General features: G+C 61.3%; 16 protein-coding genes. 11 read left to right on the plus strand and 5 right to left on the minus strand.

Annotated features, from left to right (window positions below):
* Positions 1–168: 168 nt before the first annotated feature.
* The 4 genes from AADW22_RS04760 to tldD all read right to left on the minus strand — a co-directional run bounded on the left by AADW22_RS04760 (position 169) and on the right by tldD (position 6,529).
* Positions 169–741 carry a L,D-transpeptidase gene (locus tag AADW22_RS04760; RefSeq protein ID WP_005851682.1) on the minus strand — a complete coding sequence of 191 codons (573 nt, stop codon included), beginning with the start codon at positions 739–741 and terminating at the stop codon, positions 169–171.
* Positions 742–843: 102 nt separating this feature from the next.
* Positions 844–3,555: a type I DNA topoisomerase gene (gene topA / locus AADW22_RS04765; protein WP_407474350.1), complete on the minus strand. Its 2,712-nt coding sequence runs from the start codon at positions 3,553–3,555 to the stop codon at positions 844–846.
* Between the two features lie 245 nt (positions 3,556–3,800).
* Positions 3,801–4,940, minus strand: coding sequence for a DNA-processing protein DprA (dprA, locus tag AADW22_RS04770; protein WP_407474351.1), 1,140 nt, complete (start codon positions 4,938–4,940; stop codon positions 3,801–3,803).
* Positions 4,941–5,104: 164 nt separating this feature from the next.
* On the minus strand, positions 5,105–6,529 hold the full coding sequence (tldD, locus tag AADW22_RS04775) for a metalloprotease TldD (RefSeq protein WP_005851686.1): 1,425 nt from the start codon (positions 6,527–6,529) through the stop codon (positions 5,105–5,107).
* A 179-nt stretch (positions 6,530–6,708) separates the two neighbouring features.
* On the opposite strand from tldD, the gene coxB reads away from it, so the two are divergent.
* The 10 genes from coxB to AADW22_RS04825 all read left to right on the plus strand — a co-directional run bounded on the left by coxB (position 6,709) and on the right by AADW22_RS04825 (position 14,667).
* Positions 6,709–7,605 carry a cytochrome c oxidase subunit II gene (gene coxB, locus AADW22_RS04780; protein ID WP_407474352.1) on the plus strand — a complete coding sequence of 299 codons (897 nt, stop codon included), beginning with the start codon at positions 6,709–6,711 and terminating at the stop codon, positions 7,603–7,605.
* A 63-nt stretch (positions 7,606–7,668) separates the two neighbouring features.
* Positions 7,669–8,604: a heme o synthase gene (gene cyoE / locus AADW22_RS04785; protein WP_005851689.1), complete on the plus strand. Its 936-nt coding sequence runs from the start codon at positions 7,669–7,671 to the stop codon at positions 8,602–8,604.
* Positions 8,604–8,780 carry a hypothetical protein gene (locus AADW22_RS04790; protein WP_005851690.1) on the plus strand — a complete coding sequence of 59 codons (177 nt, stop codon included), beginning with the start codon at positions 8,604–8,606 and terminating at the stop codon, positions 8,778–8,780. The genes cyoE and AADW22_RS04790 overlap by 1 nt, the downstream gene beginning before the upstream one ends.
* The gene (locus AADW22_RS04795; protein ID WP_005851692.1) at positions 8,780–9,355 is read left to right on the plus strand and encodes a cytochrome c oxidase assembly protein; all 576 of its coding nucleotides are present in this window, start codon (positions 8,780–8,782) and stop codon (positions 9,353–9,355) included. The genes AADW22_RS04790 and AADW22_RS04795 overlap by 1 nt, the downstream gene beginning before the upstream one ends.
* Positions 9,356–9,378: 23 nt before the next feature.
* Positions 9,379–10,182 carry a cytochrome c oxidase subunit 3 gene (locus AADW22_RS04800; protein WP_005851694.1) on the plus strand — a complete coding sequence of 268 codons (804 nt, stop codon included), beginning with the start codon at positions 9,379–9,381 and terminating at the stop codon, positions 10,180–10,182.
* Positions 10,183–10,302: 120 nt separating this feature from the next.
* Positions 10,303–10,983 carry an SURF1 family protein gene (locus AADW22_RS04805; protein WP_407474353.1) on the plus strand — a complete coding sequence of 227 codons (681 nt, stop codon included), beginning with the start codon at positions 10,303–10,305 and terminating at the stop codon, positions 10,981–10,983.
* A gap of 5 nt (positions 10,984–10,988) precedes the next feature.
* A complete protein-coding gene (gene thrC, locus AADW22_RS04810; protein ID WP_407474354.1) occupies positions 10,989–12,377 on the plus strand; it encodes a threonine synthase in 1,389 nt (462 codons plus the stop codon).
* A complete protein-coding gene (locus tag AADW22_RS04815; RefSeq protein WP_005851699.1) occupies positions 12,374–13,636 on the plus strand; it encodes a pitrilysin family protein in 1,263 nt (420 codons plus the stop codon). The genes thrC and AADW22_RS04815 overlap by 4 nt, the downstream gene beginning before the upstream one ends.
* Positions 13,636–14,220 (plus strand): GNAT family N-acetyltransferase, encoded by a 585-nt coding sequence (locus AADW22_RS04820; protein ID WP_005851700.1) that lies wholly within the window; start codon positions 13,636–13,638, stop codon positions 14,218–14,220. The genes AADW22_RS04815 and AADW22_RS04820 overlap by 1 nt, the downstream gene beginning before the upstream one ends.
* Positions 14,221–14,229: 9 nt before the next feature.
* The gene (locus AADW22_RS04825) at positions 14,230–14,667 is read left to right on the plus strand and encodes a VOC family protein (protein ID WP_407474355.1); all 438 of its coding nucleotides are present in this window, start codon (positions 14,230–14,232) and stop codon (positions 14,665–14,667) included.
* A 69-nt stretch (positions 14,668–14,736) separates the two neighbouring features.
* On the opposite strand, the gene AADW22_RS04830 is transcribed toward AADW22_RS04825, so the two are convergent.
* The gene (locus AADW22_RS04830; protein WP_005851702.1) at positions 14,737–15,336 is read right to left on the minus strand and encodes a GcrA family cell cycle regulator; all 600 of its coding nucleotides are present in this window, start codon (positions 15,334–15,336) and stop codon (positions 14,737–14,739) included.
* A 432-nt stretch (positions 15,337–15,768) separates the two neighbouring features.
* On the opposite strand from AADW22_RS04830, the gene AADW22_RS04835 reads away from it, so the two are divergent.
* Positions 15,769–16,944, plus strand: a complete 1,176-nt coding sequence (locus AADW22_RS04835) for an aspartate aminotransferase family protein (RefSeq protein WP_407474356.1) — start codon at positions 15,769–15,771, stop codon at positions 16,942–16,944.
* The last annotated feature ends 71 nt before the right edge of the window (positions 16,945–17,015 follow it).

Consider the following 17,015-nt stretch of genomic DNA (forward strand, 5'->3'; position numbering starts at 1 on the left):
CGTATTATCGTTATACGACTTCTATGACGCGGCGTAACGAACGTGTCAAACCGCCGACGCTAATGTCAGCGGTACCAGTGGAGCTTGCCGGAAAATTCGGGGGATGTGCGCCCACCCTGCGTCGGGTGGGCAGCTGTCGTTGCGGGGCCAGTGCAGCCCGCAGCGAGGTCAGACGATGCGTACCTGCGTGCCGATGGGGGCAATCTGGTACAGCGCCTCGATCATGTGGTTGTAAAGCCCGATGCACCCGTCCGAGCTTTGCCGCCCGATCTTGCGCGTGTCATGGGTGCCGTGGATCAGATAGGCGGGCCAGCTGAGGTACATCGCATGGGTGCCAAGCGGGTTGTCCGGACCGGGCGGCATATACTTCAGATCGGGGTCGCGTTCGATCATGCTGGGTGTCGGTGTCCAGTCGGGCCCGACACGTTTGCGCACAATGCGGGTGTAGCCGCGTTTGGTCAGCTCGTCGCTGCGGGGCACGGAGGTCGGGTAAATCTTGTAGGTCTCGCCATCGCCGCCCCAATAGTGCAGCGCGCGGGAAGAGGTATCAGCCACGATCGCGGCTTTGCCCAATGTATCAAAGTGGTCCTGCCAGTTCTGGCTGGAAAATCCATTGGTGTTATGACGTACCGGTGCCGCGATCTCTGGCACCGGCGTCTGTGCGCGCAACAGGGCCGGCGTGAAAAGCGCCGCGCCCGCTGTCAGGATCAACCCGCGTCTTGAGAATGTCTGCTCTGCCATCTTTATGTCCTTCTACCGTGGCGATTGTCACAGGTAAAAGCAGCAAGGGCAGGGCGGGGCAACTCACATATATGTCATTTCATGAATATGTGAGTTGCGCTCTCACTCTTCCGGTGCAGCGGCCGATTTTGCGGGTGCCTTTTGGGCCGCTGGTTTCTTTGCGGGTGCCTTTTTGGCCGCTGGTTTCTTTGCGGGGGCCTTCTTGGCAGCCGTTTTCTTGGCCGGAGCCTTTTTCGCAGCGGTTTTCTTTGCTGCGGGCTTCTTTGCTGCGGGCTTCTTGGTTGCGGCTTTGCGCTTGGCAGGGGATTTCGCCAGCTTTTCCTCGATCAGCTCAACCGCACGTTCCATGGTCAGATCGGCAGGCTCGACCTCTTTGGGGATGGTGGCGTTGACTTTCTCCCACTTCACATAAGGGCCGTATTTGCCTTCCATGATGTTGACCTCGCCGCCCAGATCGGGGTGTTCGCCCATCTCGCGGATCGGTTTTGCCGCTTTGCCACGTCCGCCACGGCTGGCGACTTTCTCGGCCAGCAATTGCACGGCGCGGTTCATGCCAACGGTGAACACCTCGTCCAGACTTTCGAGGTTCGCATTGGTCCCGCCACGGTTCGACGTGCTGTCGGCGTGTTTGATATAGGGGCCGTAGCGCCCGATATTTGCCCAGACCATCACCCCATCTTCCGGGTGCGGGCCGATCTCTCGCGGCAACGACAGCAGCATGACAGCGCGTTCCAGCTCCAGCTCTTCGGCTGGCCAGTCCTTGGGCACCGATTGACGCGGCGGTTTTTTGTTCTCTTCGGTGACGGGGCCGCGCTGTACATAAGGGCCGAAGCGCCCTTTGAACACGCGAATCTCGTCGCCCATATCCTCACCCAGCAGTTTGCCATCGGGCGGAATAGCCGAGGCTTCGGCCTCGGGGTCGGGCGGGCCGAAGGGGCGGGTATAGCGGCATTCAGGGTAGTTCGAACAGCCGATGAACGCGCCGCCGGACCGTGCGGTGCGCATCGACAAACGCCCGATCTCGCAGTTGGGGCACAGGCGCGGGTCGCTACCATCCTCATTGGGCGGGAAGAGATGCGGCTCGAGTACCTCGTTGATCTTTTCCAACACCTCGGTGATGCGCAAATCGGCGGTTTCAGCAATCGCAGCCGAAAAATCCTGCCAGAACCGGCCCAGCACATCCTTATAGTCGGCATCCGCCGCGCTCACCTTATCAAGCTGGTTTTCCAGATCGGCGGTGAAGTCATAGCCCACATATTTGCGGAAGTAATTCTCGAGGAAGGCCGTCACCAAACGGCCCTTGTCCTCGGGGAACAGACGGTTGCCTTCCTTGCGAACGTATTCGCGGTCCTGAATGGTCGTGACAACGCTGGCGTAGGTCGATGGGCGCCCGATTCCCAGCTCTTCCATGCGCTTGACCAATGTCGCTTCGGTGTAGCGGGGGGGCGGCTGGGTAAAGTGCTGCTCTGGCGTGACGGCGCGTTTGTCCATCTTGTCGCCTTGGGTGATCTGCGGCAGGCGCTTGTCATCCTCGTCCACGACATCGTCGCGGCCTTCTTCGTAGACGCGCAGGAAGCCGTCGAATTTCACCACCTGACCGGTGGCGCGCAGCCCGACCTGTTCGTCCTTGCTGCCGATCTCTACCGTGGTGCGTTCCAGACGCGCGCTTTCCATCTGGCAGGCCAGCGTGCGCTTCCAGATCAGGTCGTAAAGCTTGCGTTGATCCGGTTCGGTCAGTTTCAGCGCGTCGGCATCTTTGGTCATGTCGGTGGGGCGCACACATTCGTGCGCCTCTTGCGCGTTCTTGGCCTTGTTCTTGTAAATGCGCGGCTCAGACGGGACATACTCCGCCCCGAACCGGTCCGAGATGGCGTCCCGTGCCATCGTGATCGCTTCGGGGGCCATGTCGATGCCGTCGGTCCGCATATAGGTGATGTGACCGGCTTCATAGAGCCGCTGCGCCGTGCTCATGGTCTGGCGTGCGCCCATGCCGAACTTGCGGCTGGCTTCCTGCTGCAACGTCGAGGTCATGAACGGGGCCGAGGGGTTGCGGCTCGCGGGTTTCGCCTCGACGCTGGTAACCGTCAGATCGCGACTGGTAATCGCCTGTACCGCCATCTCGGCCTGGGTTTCATTGCCAAGATCAAAACGGTCCAGCTTTTTACCGGCAAGCGTCACCAGACGGGCCTCGAACTCTTGCCCGCGCGGCGTGGCGACCAGCGCCTTGACGCTCCAGTATTCGCGGTTGCGGAAGGCCTCGATCTCCATCTCGCGCTCGACGATCAGACGCAAGGTGACCGACTGTACCCGCCCCGCCGATTTCGCGCCCGGCAATTTACGCCACAGGACAGGCGACAGGTTGAAGCCCACCAGATAATCCAGCGCGCGCCGTGCCAGATAGGCCTCGACCAGTGGCATATCGACCTGACGCGGGTTCGCCATCGCTTCGGTTACGGCCTTTTTGGTGATCTGGTTGAACACCACGCGGCTGACCGGTGTGTCCTTCTTGATCGACTTGCGTTTGGTCAGCGCCTCTTGCAGGTGCCAGCTGATCGCTTCGCCTTCGCGATCAGGGTCAGTCGCGAGGATCAATGCGTTGTCGTCTTTCAGCGCATCAGCGATGGCTTTGACGTGTTTCTTGCTTGCTGCGGCGACTTCCCAAGTCATGTCGAACCCGTTTTCCGGGTCGACCGATCCGTCTTTGGGCGGCAGATCGCGGACGTGGCCGTAGGACGCAAGCACGGTGTAATCACTGCCGAGATACGAGTTGATCGTTTTAGCTTTGGCAGGTGATTCGACGACGACAACTGGCATAAAATTCGGCACCTTGGATCAAATTAATTCGCGTGGCTTATGCTGTGACATGTGGCGTGAAGCGAAGTTTGTCAATCCGCAGAACAGCGCGCCCCCTTTGATACACGGGCTATAAAGCGCGTTTTCGGGGGTGTTTCACGGTGTAATCCGGCCGGGGTTCCGGCTTCCAGATGGTCTAAATCCCGGGGGCGCTTTGGAGGGTCTCCAAAGCGGGGGCTGGCCCCCGATCTGCGGCCGCGTCACGCTCAGTCCGCGCGGGATACCAGCCCGCCTGCATGGCGCAGGATATGCCCGTTCAACTCAAGCTCGACCAGAACAGGTGTGGCGATCCCCGGTGCGACCGCCAGATCGCGCAGCAGCTGGTCTTCGGCAACGGGGCTGGGGCCAAGGCGTGACAATATATCGGTGTGCAGCGCTGCAATGTCGCGCTGCGGCGCGGGGGCGGCTGCTGTGGAAATGGGCGGGCTGGCGGCGGCAGCCTTTGCCGGTCCCAGTTGATCAATCACATCTGCGGCATTGCGCACCAGCGCCGCCCCGTCACGGATCAGCATGTTGCAGCCCGCGGCACGGGCATCGAAGGGATGGCCGGGCACGGCAAGCACCTCTCGCCCCTGATCCAGCGCGTCACGGGCGGTAATCAGGCTGCCGGATTTCGCCGCCGCTTCGACCACGACCGTTGCGCGGCTTAGCCCTGCGATGATCCTGTTGCGGCTGGGGAAATGCCGCGCCATCGGTTGCAGCCCCATCGGTTGTTCCGAAATGCGCAGCCCTTGGGCCGCGATGTCTTGGGCAAGCGTCGTATTCTCTACCGGATAGATCACATCGACGCCCCCCGCTTGCACCGCGATTGTGCCGGATTGGAGCGTCGCCAGATGTGCCGCGGCATCAATCCCCCGCGCCAATCCCGAGACGACCGTAAACCCCGCCTCCCCCAAGCCGGATGCCAAGGCGCGGGCCATGCGCGTCCCGAGCGATGAGGCGTTTCGCGCGCCCACAATCGACACCAAGGGGCGGTGCAGCAGCTCGATATCTCCGATTGCCCATAGAAACGGGGGGGCGTCGTCGAGCTCTGCCAGATGAGGGGGATAGGCTGCGCAATCATGGGCAATCAATCGCGCATTCGCGGCCTTTGCCGCGCGCAGCTCTGCGTGGACGACATTCTCGGGGCAGATGCGATAATCTTTCACACCTGCGGCGCGGGCGACGTCCGGCAATGCCTCAAGCGCGGCACGCGCTGTGCCGTATTCGCGCAGCATACGGTAATAGGTGACAACGCCGACACGGCGCGAGCGCAACAGACGAAGCCGCGCAAAGCTGTCGTCTTCCAGGGTGGGTGGGACCAAGGGGGGCGTGGAAGAGGAAGGAGTGTTGTTCCTGTCAGTCATCCCGCGTCTCCGTCCGTTGCATCACCAGCTTTAGGCAAAGCTGCTTAACGAAACGTGAACGGCGAAGGTTTAATCCGAACTACTAATCTTCTTCGGTGTGCTATCCGGTATCGGATTTCCGGATCACCGGAGCACCTAGGCGCACTCCGGTAATCCGTTTGTACTTAGGCGGCAGCGGCACCGCCGACGGTCAGGCCGCCGATCATCAATGTGGGCTGTCCGACGCCAACGGGCACCCATTGGCCCGCCTTGCCGCAGTTGCCCATGCCCGGATCCAGCGCGGGATCATTGCCGATGGCGCGGATCTGTTGCAGCGCCGTGGCCCCGTCTCCGATTAGCGTTGCCCCTTTGACGGGGTCCCCGACCACGCCATTGCGCACACGGTAAGCTTCGGTGCAGGAGAAAACGAACTTGCCGTTGGTGATATCCACCTGCCCGCCGCCAAAACCGACCGCATAGATGCCGTCCTTGAGGTCCGCGACGATATCACCGGGGGCCACGTCACCGCCCAGCATATAGGTGTTGGTCATGCGGGGCATCGGGGTGTGGGCATAGGATTCGCGGCGGCCATTGCCGGTTGGGGCCACGCCCATCAGCCGGGCGTTCTGCCGGTCCTGCATATAGCCTACCAGCACACCGTCCTCGATCAGCACATTCTTGGCCGAGGGCGTGCCCTCGTCATCCACAGAGATAGACCCGCGCCGGTCGGGGAGGGTGCCATCATCCAGCACCGTCACGCCTTTGGCGGCGATGCGTTGGCCCATGAGGCCGGCAAAGGCGCTTGAGCCCTTGCGGTTGAAATCCCCTTCCAATCCGTGACCGATGGCCTCGTGCAGCAGGATGCCGGGCCAGCCGGGGCCAAGCACAACATCCATGACGCCCGCAGGCGCAGGCACGGCACGCAGGTTGACGCAGGCGATGCGCAGGGCTTCGCGGGTTTTGGCCTGCCAGTCGGCGGGGTCCAACAGCCCGTCCAGCCCGACACGCCCGCCGCCACCGGCGGTCCCGCTTTCGCGGCGGCCATCCTGTTCGACAATGACCGATACGTTCACCCGCGTCATCGGGCGCACATCGCGGACAGAGGTGCCCTCTGGGCGCAGAATCTCGACCTCTTGGATGGAGGCAGAGATAGAGGCAGAAACCTGCACGACACGCGCATCAAGGCTGCGGGCGAAATCGTCGATCTCGCGCAGGGTGTCGACCTTGACGGGAAAGGCCGCGCCCGCGATCGGATCTTCGTCGGTATAGAGCTTTTGATTGGTCGCGGCTGGCGCATCCGCCCATGTGCCGCCTCCCGCACCCACGGCCAGCCGTGCTGTCTCGCTTGCGCGGCGCAGGGCGGCTTCGGTGATCTCGGTCGAGTGGGCATAGCCAGAGACATCGCCCCGCACCGCCCGCAAGCCAAAGCCTTCGGAGGCATCGTAGCTGGCCGTTTTCAGCCGCCCGTCGTCAAACACCAACCCTTCAGACCGCCGGCGTTCGAAAAACAGTTCCCCGTCGTCGGCACCTGCCACAGCGTCGCGCAGGATGGACAGCGCGGCGTCACGGTCAAGCTGCGCCTCAAAGGGGTTGAAAGGCGGCTGGCTCATAAAAATGTTCCCTGAATCGTGTCATAAAAATCGCTTCGCGTCCGTTTGACGCAAGCAGAAGTCTTTATCTTGAAGTTAGAATATGATTGTAAGCGTACAGATTACAACGGGACAGCTGCCTCCAATTGCGGGGTGCTGCTGGGATTCGCTTATCAATGGTCACAAGATCAGGACGACATATGAAACATCTTCTCTCTTTTTCGGGTCTCATGGCCGCTTTTTCCGCCGTGCCAGCAATGGCGCAGGAAAACCTTCGCATCGACGGGCTGGAAATCATTGGTGAGCCGGTAGACGGCAAGATGGGCTTTCAGCCAGCCGTGACCCGCGTCGCGCAAGACATCCACGATCTGGACCACCTGATCCTGATCGTCATCACCTTGATCACCATCTTCGTGACCGGTCTGATCCTTTGGGTGGCGATCCGCTATAACCGCAAGCGCAACCCCGTTGCCGCATCCTTCACACACCACACGCCGGTTGAAATCCTCTGGACCGTCGCACCGATCGTGATTCTGGTGCTGATCGGGGCCTATTCGCTGCCGATCCTGTTCCGTCAGCAGGAAATCCCGCAGGCCGACCTGACCATCAAAGCGACCGGCAACCAGTGGTACTGGTCCTATGAATACGTCGACGAGGGCTTTGGCTTTGACAGCTATATGATCGGTGCACCGGCTGTTGGCGGCGAAAACCGCAAAACACCTGAAGTGATCGCGCAGCTTGAAGCGGCCGGCTATACCGAACAGCAGTTCCTGCTGGCGACCGATACCGCCGTTGTGATCCCTGTCGGTCAGACCATCGTTGTTCAGGTCACCGGTTCCGACGTGATCCACTCCTGGGCGATGCCTGCCTTCGGTGTGAAACAGGACGCCGTGCCCGGCCGTCTGGCGGAAACATGGTTCACCGCCGAGAAAGAAGGCGTGTACTTCGGTCAGTGTTCCGAGCTGTGCGGCAACGCCCACGCCTATATGCCGATCACTGTGAAAGTCGTCTCGGAAGAGGCCTATGCCCAGTGGCTTGGCAACGCGAAAGAAGAGTATGCGGGCATCCCGCAGACTCTGACCGTTGCGTCCAAGTAAGGCACAATTGCTGATGCGGGGTGCGCGAGGCGCGCCCCGGGTTCCTTTTGTATGAGAGATCGCATGACAGATACCAGCACGACACCTGCGGGCGAGTATGAGGCGCAGTTCGGCGATTATTTCGCCCTGATGAAGCCGCGCGTCATGCAGTTGGTGGTATTTACCGCACTTGTTGGCATGCTCGCCGCGCCCGAGTCTGTGCACCCCGTGATCGGCTTTGCCTCGATCCTGTTTGTCGCCATCGGGGCAGGGGCCTCGGGCGCGCTGAACATGTGGTGGGACGCCGACATCGACGCGATCATGCGCCGGACCCAAGGCCGCCCGATCCCGTCGGGGCGCGTCCAGCCGGGTGAAGCGCTGGCGATCGGTGTGGCGCTGTCGGGTATGTCTGTCGTCATGCTGGGGCTGGCGGCCAACCTGCTGGCCGCGGGTATGCTGCTGTTCACGATCCTCTTCTACGCCGTTTTCTATTCCATGTGGCTTAAGCGTGCGACGCCGCAGAACATTGTCATCGGCGGTGCTGCGGGGGCGTTCCCGCCCGTGATCGGCTGGATCATCGCCACCGGCAGCTTCTCTGTCGAGGCATGGCTGATGTTCGCGCTAATCTTCATGTGGACCCCGCCGCACTTCTGGGCCTTGGCGCTGTTCATGCGCAATGACTATGACGACGCGAAGGTGCCGATGCTGACCGTGACCCACGGCCGCCGCTCCACCCGTCGTCACATTCTGGCCTATACTGTTTTGCTGGTCATTCTGGCGGTCGGCACCGGCTTCACCTCGATCGGCGGGCCAATCTATCTGGCGACCGCGGGCGTGCTGAACCTGTTGTTCCTGATCGGGGCCTTCCGCATCTGGCAGCGTGATGAAGATGACAGCGAAGCCGATGATTTCCGCGTAGAACGCAAGTTCTTCCGCCTGTCGCTATGGTATCTCTTCTTGCACTTCGGTGCCATTCTGCTTGAGGCCACCCTGCGGGGCTACGGTTTGGGAGGCTGGTAATGGGCATTCGCGCCGAACACGAGATTCACACACGCCGCCGCGGGCGCAACCTTGGCGTCGGTCTGCTGCTGGCCGCCTTCGTCGTGCTGGTCATGGCGCTGACCTTTGTCAAAATCACCAACATCGATTTCAACGATCTGCCCGGTGGTGAGCTTCAAACACAGGAGAGCAACTGATGGCCCTGTCCGGACCCGCGAAGACTGTGGTGCAAACCGTCTCTGTCGTCATCCTGATGGGGGGGCTGGCCTGGGCATCGGTACCGTTCTACGACTGGTTCTGCCGCGTCACCGGCTTTGGCGGAACGCCGGGGCAGGTCGCCGGAGCCGAGGGCGAGGTGCTGGATCAGACGATCAAGGTGCGTTTCGACGGCAGCTTGAACGAAGATATGCCGTGGGAATTCAAACCCGTCGTCAACGAGATGGAACTGCGCATCGGCGAGACCGGGCTGGCGTTCTACGAGGCCTATAACCCAACCGATCACCCCGTCGCGGGGCAGGCGTCCTACAACGTGACGCCCTATGCCGCCGGGGCCTTCTTTGAAAAGATCGAATGTTTCTGCTTTACTGAACAGGTGCTCGCCCCCGGTGAGCGTGTTCAAATGCCCGTCAGCTTCTTTGTTGACCCCGAAATCGTCGAAGACCGTGATGGCAAGTATGTACATACGATCACACTGTCTTATACGTTCTATGAAATTGACCTGCCCGAGGACTATGAAGCCCCCGATCAGGACAGCGAGACAAACCTGAATTAAGAAAAAGGTGAGGGACTGAACCAATGGCCCATGAAAAGAACCATGACTATCACATTCTGCCGCCGTCCACATGGCCATTGCTCAGCTCCATCGCCGGCTGTGTCATGCTGGTTGGTGGTGTCTTCTGGATGCACGATGTAACCCCCTTCGTCTTCTTGGGTGGTCTGGTTGCCGTTCTGTACTGCATGTTCGGATGGTGGTCCGAGGTTGTTGCTGAAAGCCACGTCGGCGATCACACCAACGTCGTGCGCATAGGTCTGCGCTATGGCTTCATCCTGTTCATCATGTCCGAAGTGATGTTCTTTGTGGCGTGGTTCTGGACCTTCTTCAAAGAAGCCCTGTACCCGATGGATGAATTCCCGGGTTCCACATATGTGCAGCCGGATATCATTCCCGTTGACGCCTTCCACCTGCCCCTGATCAACACGCTGATCCTGCTGCTGTCGGGCTGTGCTGTCACATGGGCACACCACGCGCTGGTGCATGAAAACAACCGCAAAGACCTGATCGCCGGCCTGTCCATCGCGATCGTTCTGGGCATGCTGTTCACCGCGTTCCAGGCCTATGAGTACTATGAACTGCTGGCCCATGACGACTGGACCTTCGGCGGCGACCTGTTCTTCTCCAGCTTCTTCATGGCGACAGGCTTCCACGGTTTCCACGTTGTGATCGGCACGATCTTCCTTGCGGTCTGCCTGTTCCGCGCGATGAAAGGCCACTTTACCCAAGAGCAGCACGTAGGCTTCGAAGCCGCTGCCTGGTACTGGCACTTTGTTGATGTGGTCTGGCTGTTCCTCTTCTTCGCCGTCTACATGTGGGGCATCTAAGCCCGCAGTCGGCTTGCAAACCGGGCCGCAATCACTAAAAGCAACAGGCGCGCGAGGGGGACCTTGCGCGCCTTTGCATTGCCGCCACCCGTCCACGGGTGCCAACCTCAAGAGAGCTTTATGCGTCGTACGCTATTCCTGCTGATTGTCGGCCTTGGCGGGGCTGCTATCCTGATCTGGCTGGGCGTTTGGCAGATCCAGCGGCTGGCGTGGAAAGAGGCGATCATCGCCGACATCAACACCCGCATCGCCGCCGCCCCCGTTGGCCTGCCCCCTACCGTCAACGCCGAGGATGACGCCTATTTGCCCGTCGCCGTGACCGGTGCCTATCACGCAGGCGAGGTCCATGTGCTTGTGTCCCAGAAAGACGTCGGCGCAGGATACCGCGTCATCGCGCCTTTCGCGCTAGAGGATGGCCGCCGCATCATGGTCGACCGCGGCTTTGTCCGGACGACGGACAAGGACGCCCCCCGCGATTTGGGCCCCGCGACGGTGACGGGCAATCTGCAATGGCCGCGCGAAACCGATAGCTTCACCCCCGAGGCCGACCTGAAGGGCAACATCTGGTTCGCCCGCGATGTGCCGGATATGGCGCAAACGCTTGGCACCGACCCCGTTCTTCTGGTTGCGCGCAGCAGCACGCCTCAGCCAGCGGGGATCAGCCCGTTGCCCGTCGATACCGCCCGTATTCCCAACGACCACTTGCAATATGCCATCACTTGGTTCTCTCTTGCCGCGATCTGGCTTGGGATGAGCCTGTTCTTCTTGCGCCGCCGCCGCGCGCCCAAAACCGAAAGCTGACCCTTATGCGTTATGTCTCCACCCGTGGTTCCGCCCCCGTTTTGTCATTCGAAGAGGCGCTGCTGACCGGCCTCGCCCGTGACGGCGGCCTGTATGTGCCCGAAACGATCCCGACGCTTGGCACCGATGAGCTGCGCGAGATGGCCACGATGTCCTACGAGGATGTCGCCTTTCGTGTTATGAAACCCTTTGTCGGCGACACATTCAGCGACGATGAATTCAAGGCACTGATCGCCAAGGCCTATGCGGGCTTCAACCACAAGGTGCGCGCGCCGCTGGTGCAGCTTGAACAGGGGCACTTCCTGCTTGAACTGTTCCACGGTCCCACGCTGGCGTTCAAAGACTTTGCCATGCAGTTGATCGGCCACATGTTCCAGGCCGTTCTGTCGCGCAAGGGTGAACGGGTGACCATCGTCGGTGCGACCTCGGGCGATACCGGATCGGCCGCGATCGAAGCCTTCCGCGGGCTGGATAACGTCGATGTCTTTATCCTCTTCCCCCACGGCCGCGTGTCCGAAGTGCAGCGCCGACAGATGACCACACCATCGGAAAGCAACGTGCACGCGCTGGCGCTGGACGGTGATTTCGACGACTGTCAGGCGCGCCTGAAAGACATGTTCAACGACCACGCTTTCCGTGACGGGGTACAACTGGCAGGGGTCAATAGCATCAACTGGGGCCGCGTGCTGGCGCAGGTGGTCTATTACTTTACCGCAGGGCTCGCTTTGGGCGCGCTGGACCGCAAGGTCAGCTTTACCGTGCCCACGGGCAACTTCGGCGACATCTTCGCGGGCTATATCGCGCGCGAAATGGGACTGCCGATTGCCGATCTGGTGGTTGCGACGAACCAGAATGACATCCTGCACCGCTGCCTGACCACAGGCGGCTACCACAAGGGCGAGGTTCATGCCTCTATCAGCCCATCGATGGATATTCAGGTCAGCTCCAACTTTGAACGCGCCTTGTATTTCGCCTACGGCCAAGACAGCGACGCGATCAATGCGCTGATGGGCGATCTGGCGAAGGGTGGGTTTGACGTCGGCGACAATGCCCTGCGCGACCTGCAAAATACCTATAAATCGGGCCGCGTGTCCGAAGAGGAAACCAGCGAGACGATCAAGACCTTCTACGCCGACACAAACGAACTGCTGTGCCCGCATTCTGCCATCGGGGTGCGCGTGGGGGCGGCCTTGCGTGATCCGGCGACGCCGATGATCACGCTGGCCACCGCGCATCCGGCCAAGTTCCCCGACGCGGTCGAAGCCGCCACAGGCCAGCGCCCGCCGCTGCCTGACCACATGGCCGATCTTTTCGACCGCGAAGAACGCGTGACCCGCGTGCCGAACGCCCTTGAGGCGCTCAAGGATATCATTAAAGGGGGCATCGCTCAGTGAGCTTGCAACAACACCGCCTGTCCAACGGCTTTCGTATCGTAACCGAGCATATGCCGGGGCTTGCATCGGCATCTATCGGGGTCTGGGTTTCGGCGGGCGCGCGGCATGAGACGGCCACGCAAAACGGTATCGCGCATTTCCTTGAGCATATGGCGTTCAAGGGCACGGCCAAGCGCACCTCGTTGCAAATCGCAGAAGCGATCGAGGATGTGGGTGGATATATCAACGCCTATACCTCGCGTGAGGTGACGGCATATTACGTGCGCGTGTTGGAAAATGACGTGTCGCTGGGGCTGGATGTGATCGCGGATATCTTGCGCAATCCCGTCCTTGATAATGGCGAGATCGAGGTAGAGCGCGGCGTGATCCTGCAAGAGATCGGTCAGGCGCTGGATACGCCGGATGATGTGATCTTTGATTGGTTGCAGGAAAAGGCATACCCCAACCAACCCATCGGGCGCACCATTCTGGGCCCGTCCGAACGCGTGTCGAATTTCAGCCGCGAAGACCTGTCGGGCTTTATCAGCCAGCATTACGGCCCCGACCAGATGATCCTCGCCGCCGCAGGGGCGGTGGACCATGACGAAATCGTGCGCCTTGCTGAACAGCTGTTCGGCGACATGCCCCCCAAGCCTCTCTTCGACGTGGATGCTGCCAAATTCAGCGGCGGTGAAGTGCGCCAGTTGAAACCGCTTGAGCAAGCGCATTTCGCGCTCGGGTTCGAAGCGCCCGGCTACCGCGCTGATGATATCTATGTCGCGCAGATCTATGCCTCTGCCCTGGGGGGCGGCATGTCGAGCCGCCTGTTCCAGGAGGTCCGCGAGAACCGCGGCCTGTGCTATACGATCTTCGCGCAGGCAGGGGCCTATGCCGATACGGGCATGATGACGATCTATGCTGGCACCAGCGGCGAACAGCTGCCCGAACTGGCGGGCATCACCATTGACGAGATGAAGCGCGCCGCCTCCGACATGTCCCCGGCCGAGGTTGCAAGGGCACGGGCGCAGATGAAGGCTGGGCTGCTGATGGGGCTGGAAAGCCCGTCGAACCGCGCCGAACGTCTGGCGCGATTGATCCAGATCTGGGACCGCGTCCCCCCGCTGGAAGAGACCATCGCGCAGATTGACGCGGTCACCACAGGCGACGTGCGCGACTTTGCCCAGAATATCGCCGCCAGCGCCCCTGCGGCATTGGCGCTTTATGGTCCCGTAGACGGCGCCCCCACATTGGAAGAACTTCAGGAGCGTCGCGCTGCCTGATGCAACTGCTGAAACGAAAGCTTGCCATTGAAACCGAAAGGCTGACGTTGCGGCCACCGGTGCATGCTGACTTCCGCCCCTGGGCCACCCTGCGGTCGGACAGCATCACCTACCTCACCCCGTGGGAGCCGTCCTGGGCACCGGACCACCTGTCGCGCAAAGCCTTTACCAATCGGGTCTACTGGGCCAACCGGTCGGTCTCTGCGGGGACGGCGCTGCCGCTGTTCCTGATCCGCCGCAAGGATAACATGCTGATCGGGGCGATCACGCTGGATAACATCCGTCGCGGCCCGGCACAGGCGGGCACCTTGGGGTATTGGACCGGCGAACAATTCGCCCGCCGTGGCTATATGCGCGAAGCGATCGAGGCGACGGTGCACCACGCCTTCACCCGTCTGGACATCAGCCGTGTCGAGGCCGCCTGCCTGCCCGAGAACATCGCCTCGCGCGGGTTGCTGGAAAAGACCGGTTTCAAATACGAAGGCGTCGCGCAAAGCTATCTGCAAATCGATGGGCGCTGGCGGACCCATGTGCTTTATGCGCAGTTGCGCGGGGACCGACGGGGCAAGACCGCAGCGGGGTAGGGGTTTCTTATGATCGCTTATGTTACTGTCGGGGCAGACGACCTTGCACGTGCCAAACGCTTCTATACGGCTTTCCTGCCAGCCTTGGGCTATGCGTTGACCGAAGGTCCCGAGGGCCTGAGCTTTGTGCTGCCGAAGACTGCGGGGCAGCCCGTGGCCTTGCCGGATTTCTACGTCAAACCGACCTTTGATGGCGCGCCGGCTTCTGCTGGCAACGGGTCCATGATCGCGTTCGAAGCAACCAGCCAGGCGGAGGTGCGCGTGTTACACGCCGCAGCGCTGGCCGCGGGCGGCAGCGATGAGGGCCAGCCGGGGTTTCGCGCCACCTATGGTCCGCGTTTCTACGTCAGCTACCTGCGCGACCCCCAAGGCAACAAGATCGCGTTGTTCTGTGATAATCCGGCAGAGCCGGGCAGGGATGATCCACCCACTGCACCGACGCGTTGATGCGAAAAAGGCCAGACATCGCTGTCTGGCCTTTCGTTACTCTGATGTCCGCAGTGGCTGACTGGCAGCTTAGCGGCGGCGGTCGCGCCGCGCGCTCATCGGTTGGAAGGCGACGCCGACATGTGCCTCGCAATAGGGCTTGCCCTGCTGTACGGGCAGACCACAGAACCAGAAATCATCCGTTGCAGGGTCACCGACGGGCCATTTGCAGGTCCGCTCTGTCAGGTCCATCAGGCCGATCTTCTTCGACTTTTTCTCGACCTCGCTCACCTTGGCAAGCGCTTCCGGGCTGATCTCGTTCGCGGAGGGCTGCGGCGGCAGCGGCTGACCGGCGGGAATGATCTTGGCGCGCGCGGGCAGGTTGGGGCGGGGCGCTGGCGCGGCCTCCGCCGGTTCCGGCTCTGCGGCTTCGGGGGCGGGTTCAGCCTTGGGCTTGGCGGCTGCGGCGGGTTTCGCGGCGGGCTTGGCCTTGGCTTCCGGTTTGGCCGCCGCAGCAGGGGCGGCGGCGGGCGCTGCGGTTGCGGTCCGGTTGGACAGCCCCAGACGATGCACCTTGCCGATCACGGCATTGCGGGTCACACCGCCCAACTCCTTTGCAATCTGGCTTGCGGATTGGCCCTCGCCCCACATTTTCTTCAGGATCTCTACGCGGTCATCGGTCCAAGACATTTGGCGTCCTTAGCTAACAAGCGGCCCTTCTCAGGACCGCCGTGGAAAAATCTCAAGCCCCTATACTAATCACTGACAGCTTGGGTGCAAGGCGCGAACGGGCGATTGGGGCGGCAGCGGGGGCAAACGCTCCCTTAAAACCACAGCAAAGCATCCCCGGCACCGTTCGTGGCACAGATTGCGGCGATCGCGCGCCAATTTTTGCTTTGCAAGCCGCGAAAAGCTGCTTATGCAAACAGCATGATCAACCGTTCGACATCCTCTTTGCGACGACGCCAAGGCTAATTGGCGACACCGGCCCCTGACACGGGGGGCATGGCATTGATCTTTTGCGACATAAATTGCGTCGCACCCCTTCAAATCTTATTGACCCTCTCCGTCACACATGGCCTTTTGTGCCTTTGATGCGGCCAACCCATAAGGATGATCCTGATGATCCCATCTGTTCTGCCGACCTATTCACGCGCCCCCCTGAGCTTTGTCAAAGGCGAAGGGTCCTGGTTGATTGAACAGGACGGCCGCCGATTTCTGGATCTGGGCGCAGGCATTGCGGTGAACGCGCTTGGCCATGCGCATCCCGCGCTGGTGGCGGCGCTGACCGAACAGGCGGGGCAGCTTTGGCATACCTCGAACCTCTACGAGATCCCCCAGCAACAGGAACTGGCCGACCGGCTGGTCGCGCTCAGCTTTGCCGATACGGTGTTCTTCACCAACTCCGGCACCGAGGCATGCGAACTGGCGGTCAAGATGGCGCGCAAGTATTTCTACGACAAGGGCCAGCCCGACCGGACCGAGATCATCACCTTCTCGGGTTCGTTCCACGGGCGGTCATCTGCCGGGATCGCGGCGGCAGGGTCCGAGAAAATGACCAAAGGCTTCGGCCCGCTGCTCCCCGGTTTCAAACATATCGAATTTGGCGATATGGAGGCGCTTGGCGCGGCGATCACCGATACCACAGCCGCCATCATGATCGAACCGGTGCAGGGCGAAGGCGGCATCCGTCCCGTGCCGGATGCGGACCTCAAACAGATGCGCGCGCTGTGCGAAACACACGGGCTGCTGCTGATCTTTGACGAGGTACAATGCGGCGTGGGCCGCACCGGCAAGATGTTCGCCCATGAATGGGCCGGCGTCACCCCCGACATCATGATGGTCGCCAAAGGCATCGGCGGCGGTTTCCCCCTGGGTGCCGTGCTGGCTACAGAAAATGCGGCCTCTGGCATGACGGCGGGCACCCACGGGTCGACCTATGGCGGCAACCCGCTGGGCTGTGCCGTGGGCAATGCTGTGGTCAGTATCATCGGCACAGACGCCTTTCTTGACGATGTGAACCGCAAGGCCGGCCTGATGCGCCAAAAGCTTGAAGGATTGGTCGCCAGCCACCCTGACGTGTTCGAAAGCGTGCGCGGCAGCGGGCTGATGCTGGGGCTGAAATGTAAAGCCACCAACAGCGATGTCGTCGCCGCAGGGTACCGTCACGAGGTCATCACAGTACCGGCGGCGGATAACGTAATCCGCCTGCTGCCCCCTCTCAATATCACCGATGAAGACATCGCCGAGGCCGTCTCCCGCCTTGATCAAGCGGCCAGCAGCCTTGCTGCCAGCTGACCTTCATTTTGCCCTATAAACTCCGGGGGGCCGGGGGGCTGGCCCCCCAACTCCCTAAAATTAAAAGAATA

The sequence above is a fragment of the Sulfitobacter sp. PM12 genome (assembly GCF_045586035.1).
In the GTDB taxonomy this organism is placed as follows: domain Bacteria; phylum Pseudomonadota; class Alphaproteobacteria; order Rhodobacterales; family Rhodobacteraceae; genus Sulfitobacter; species Sulfitobacter pontiacus.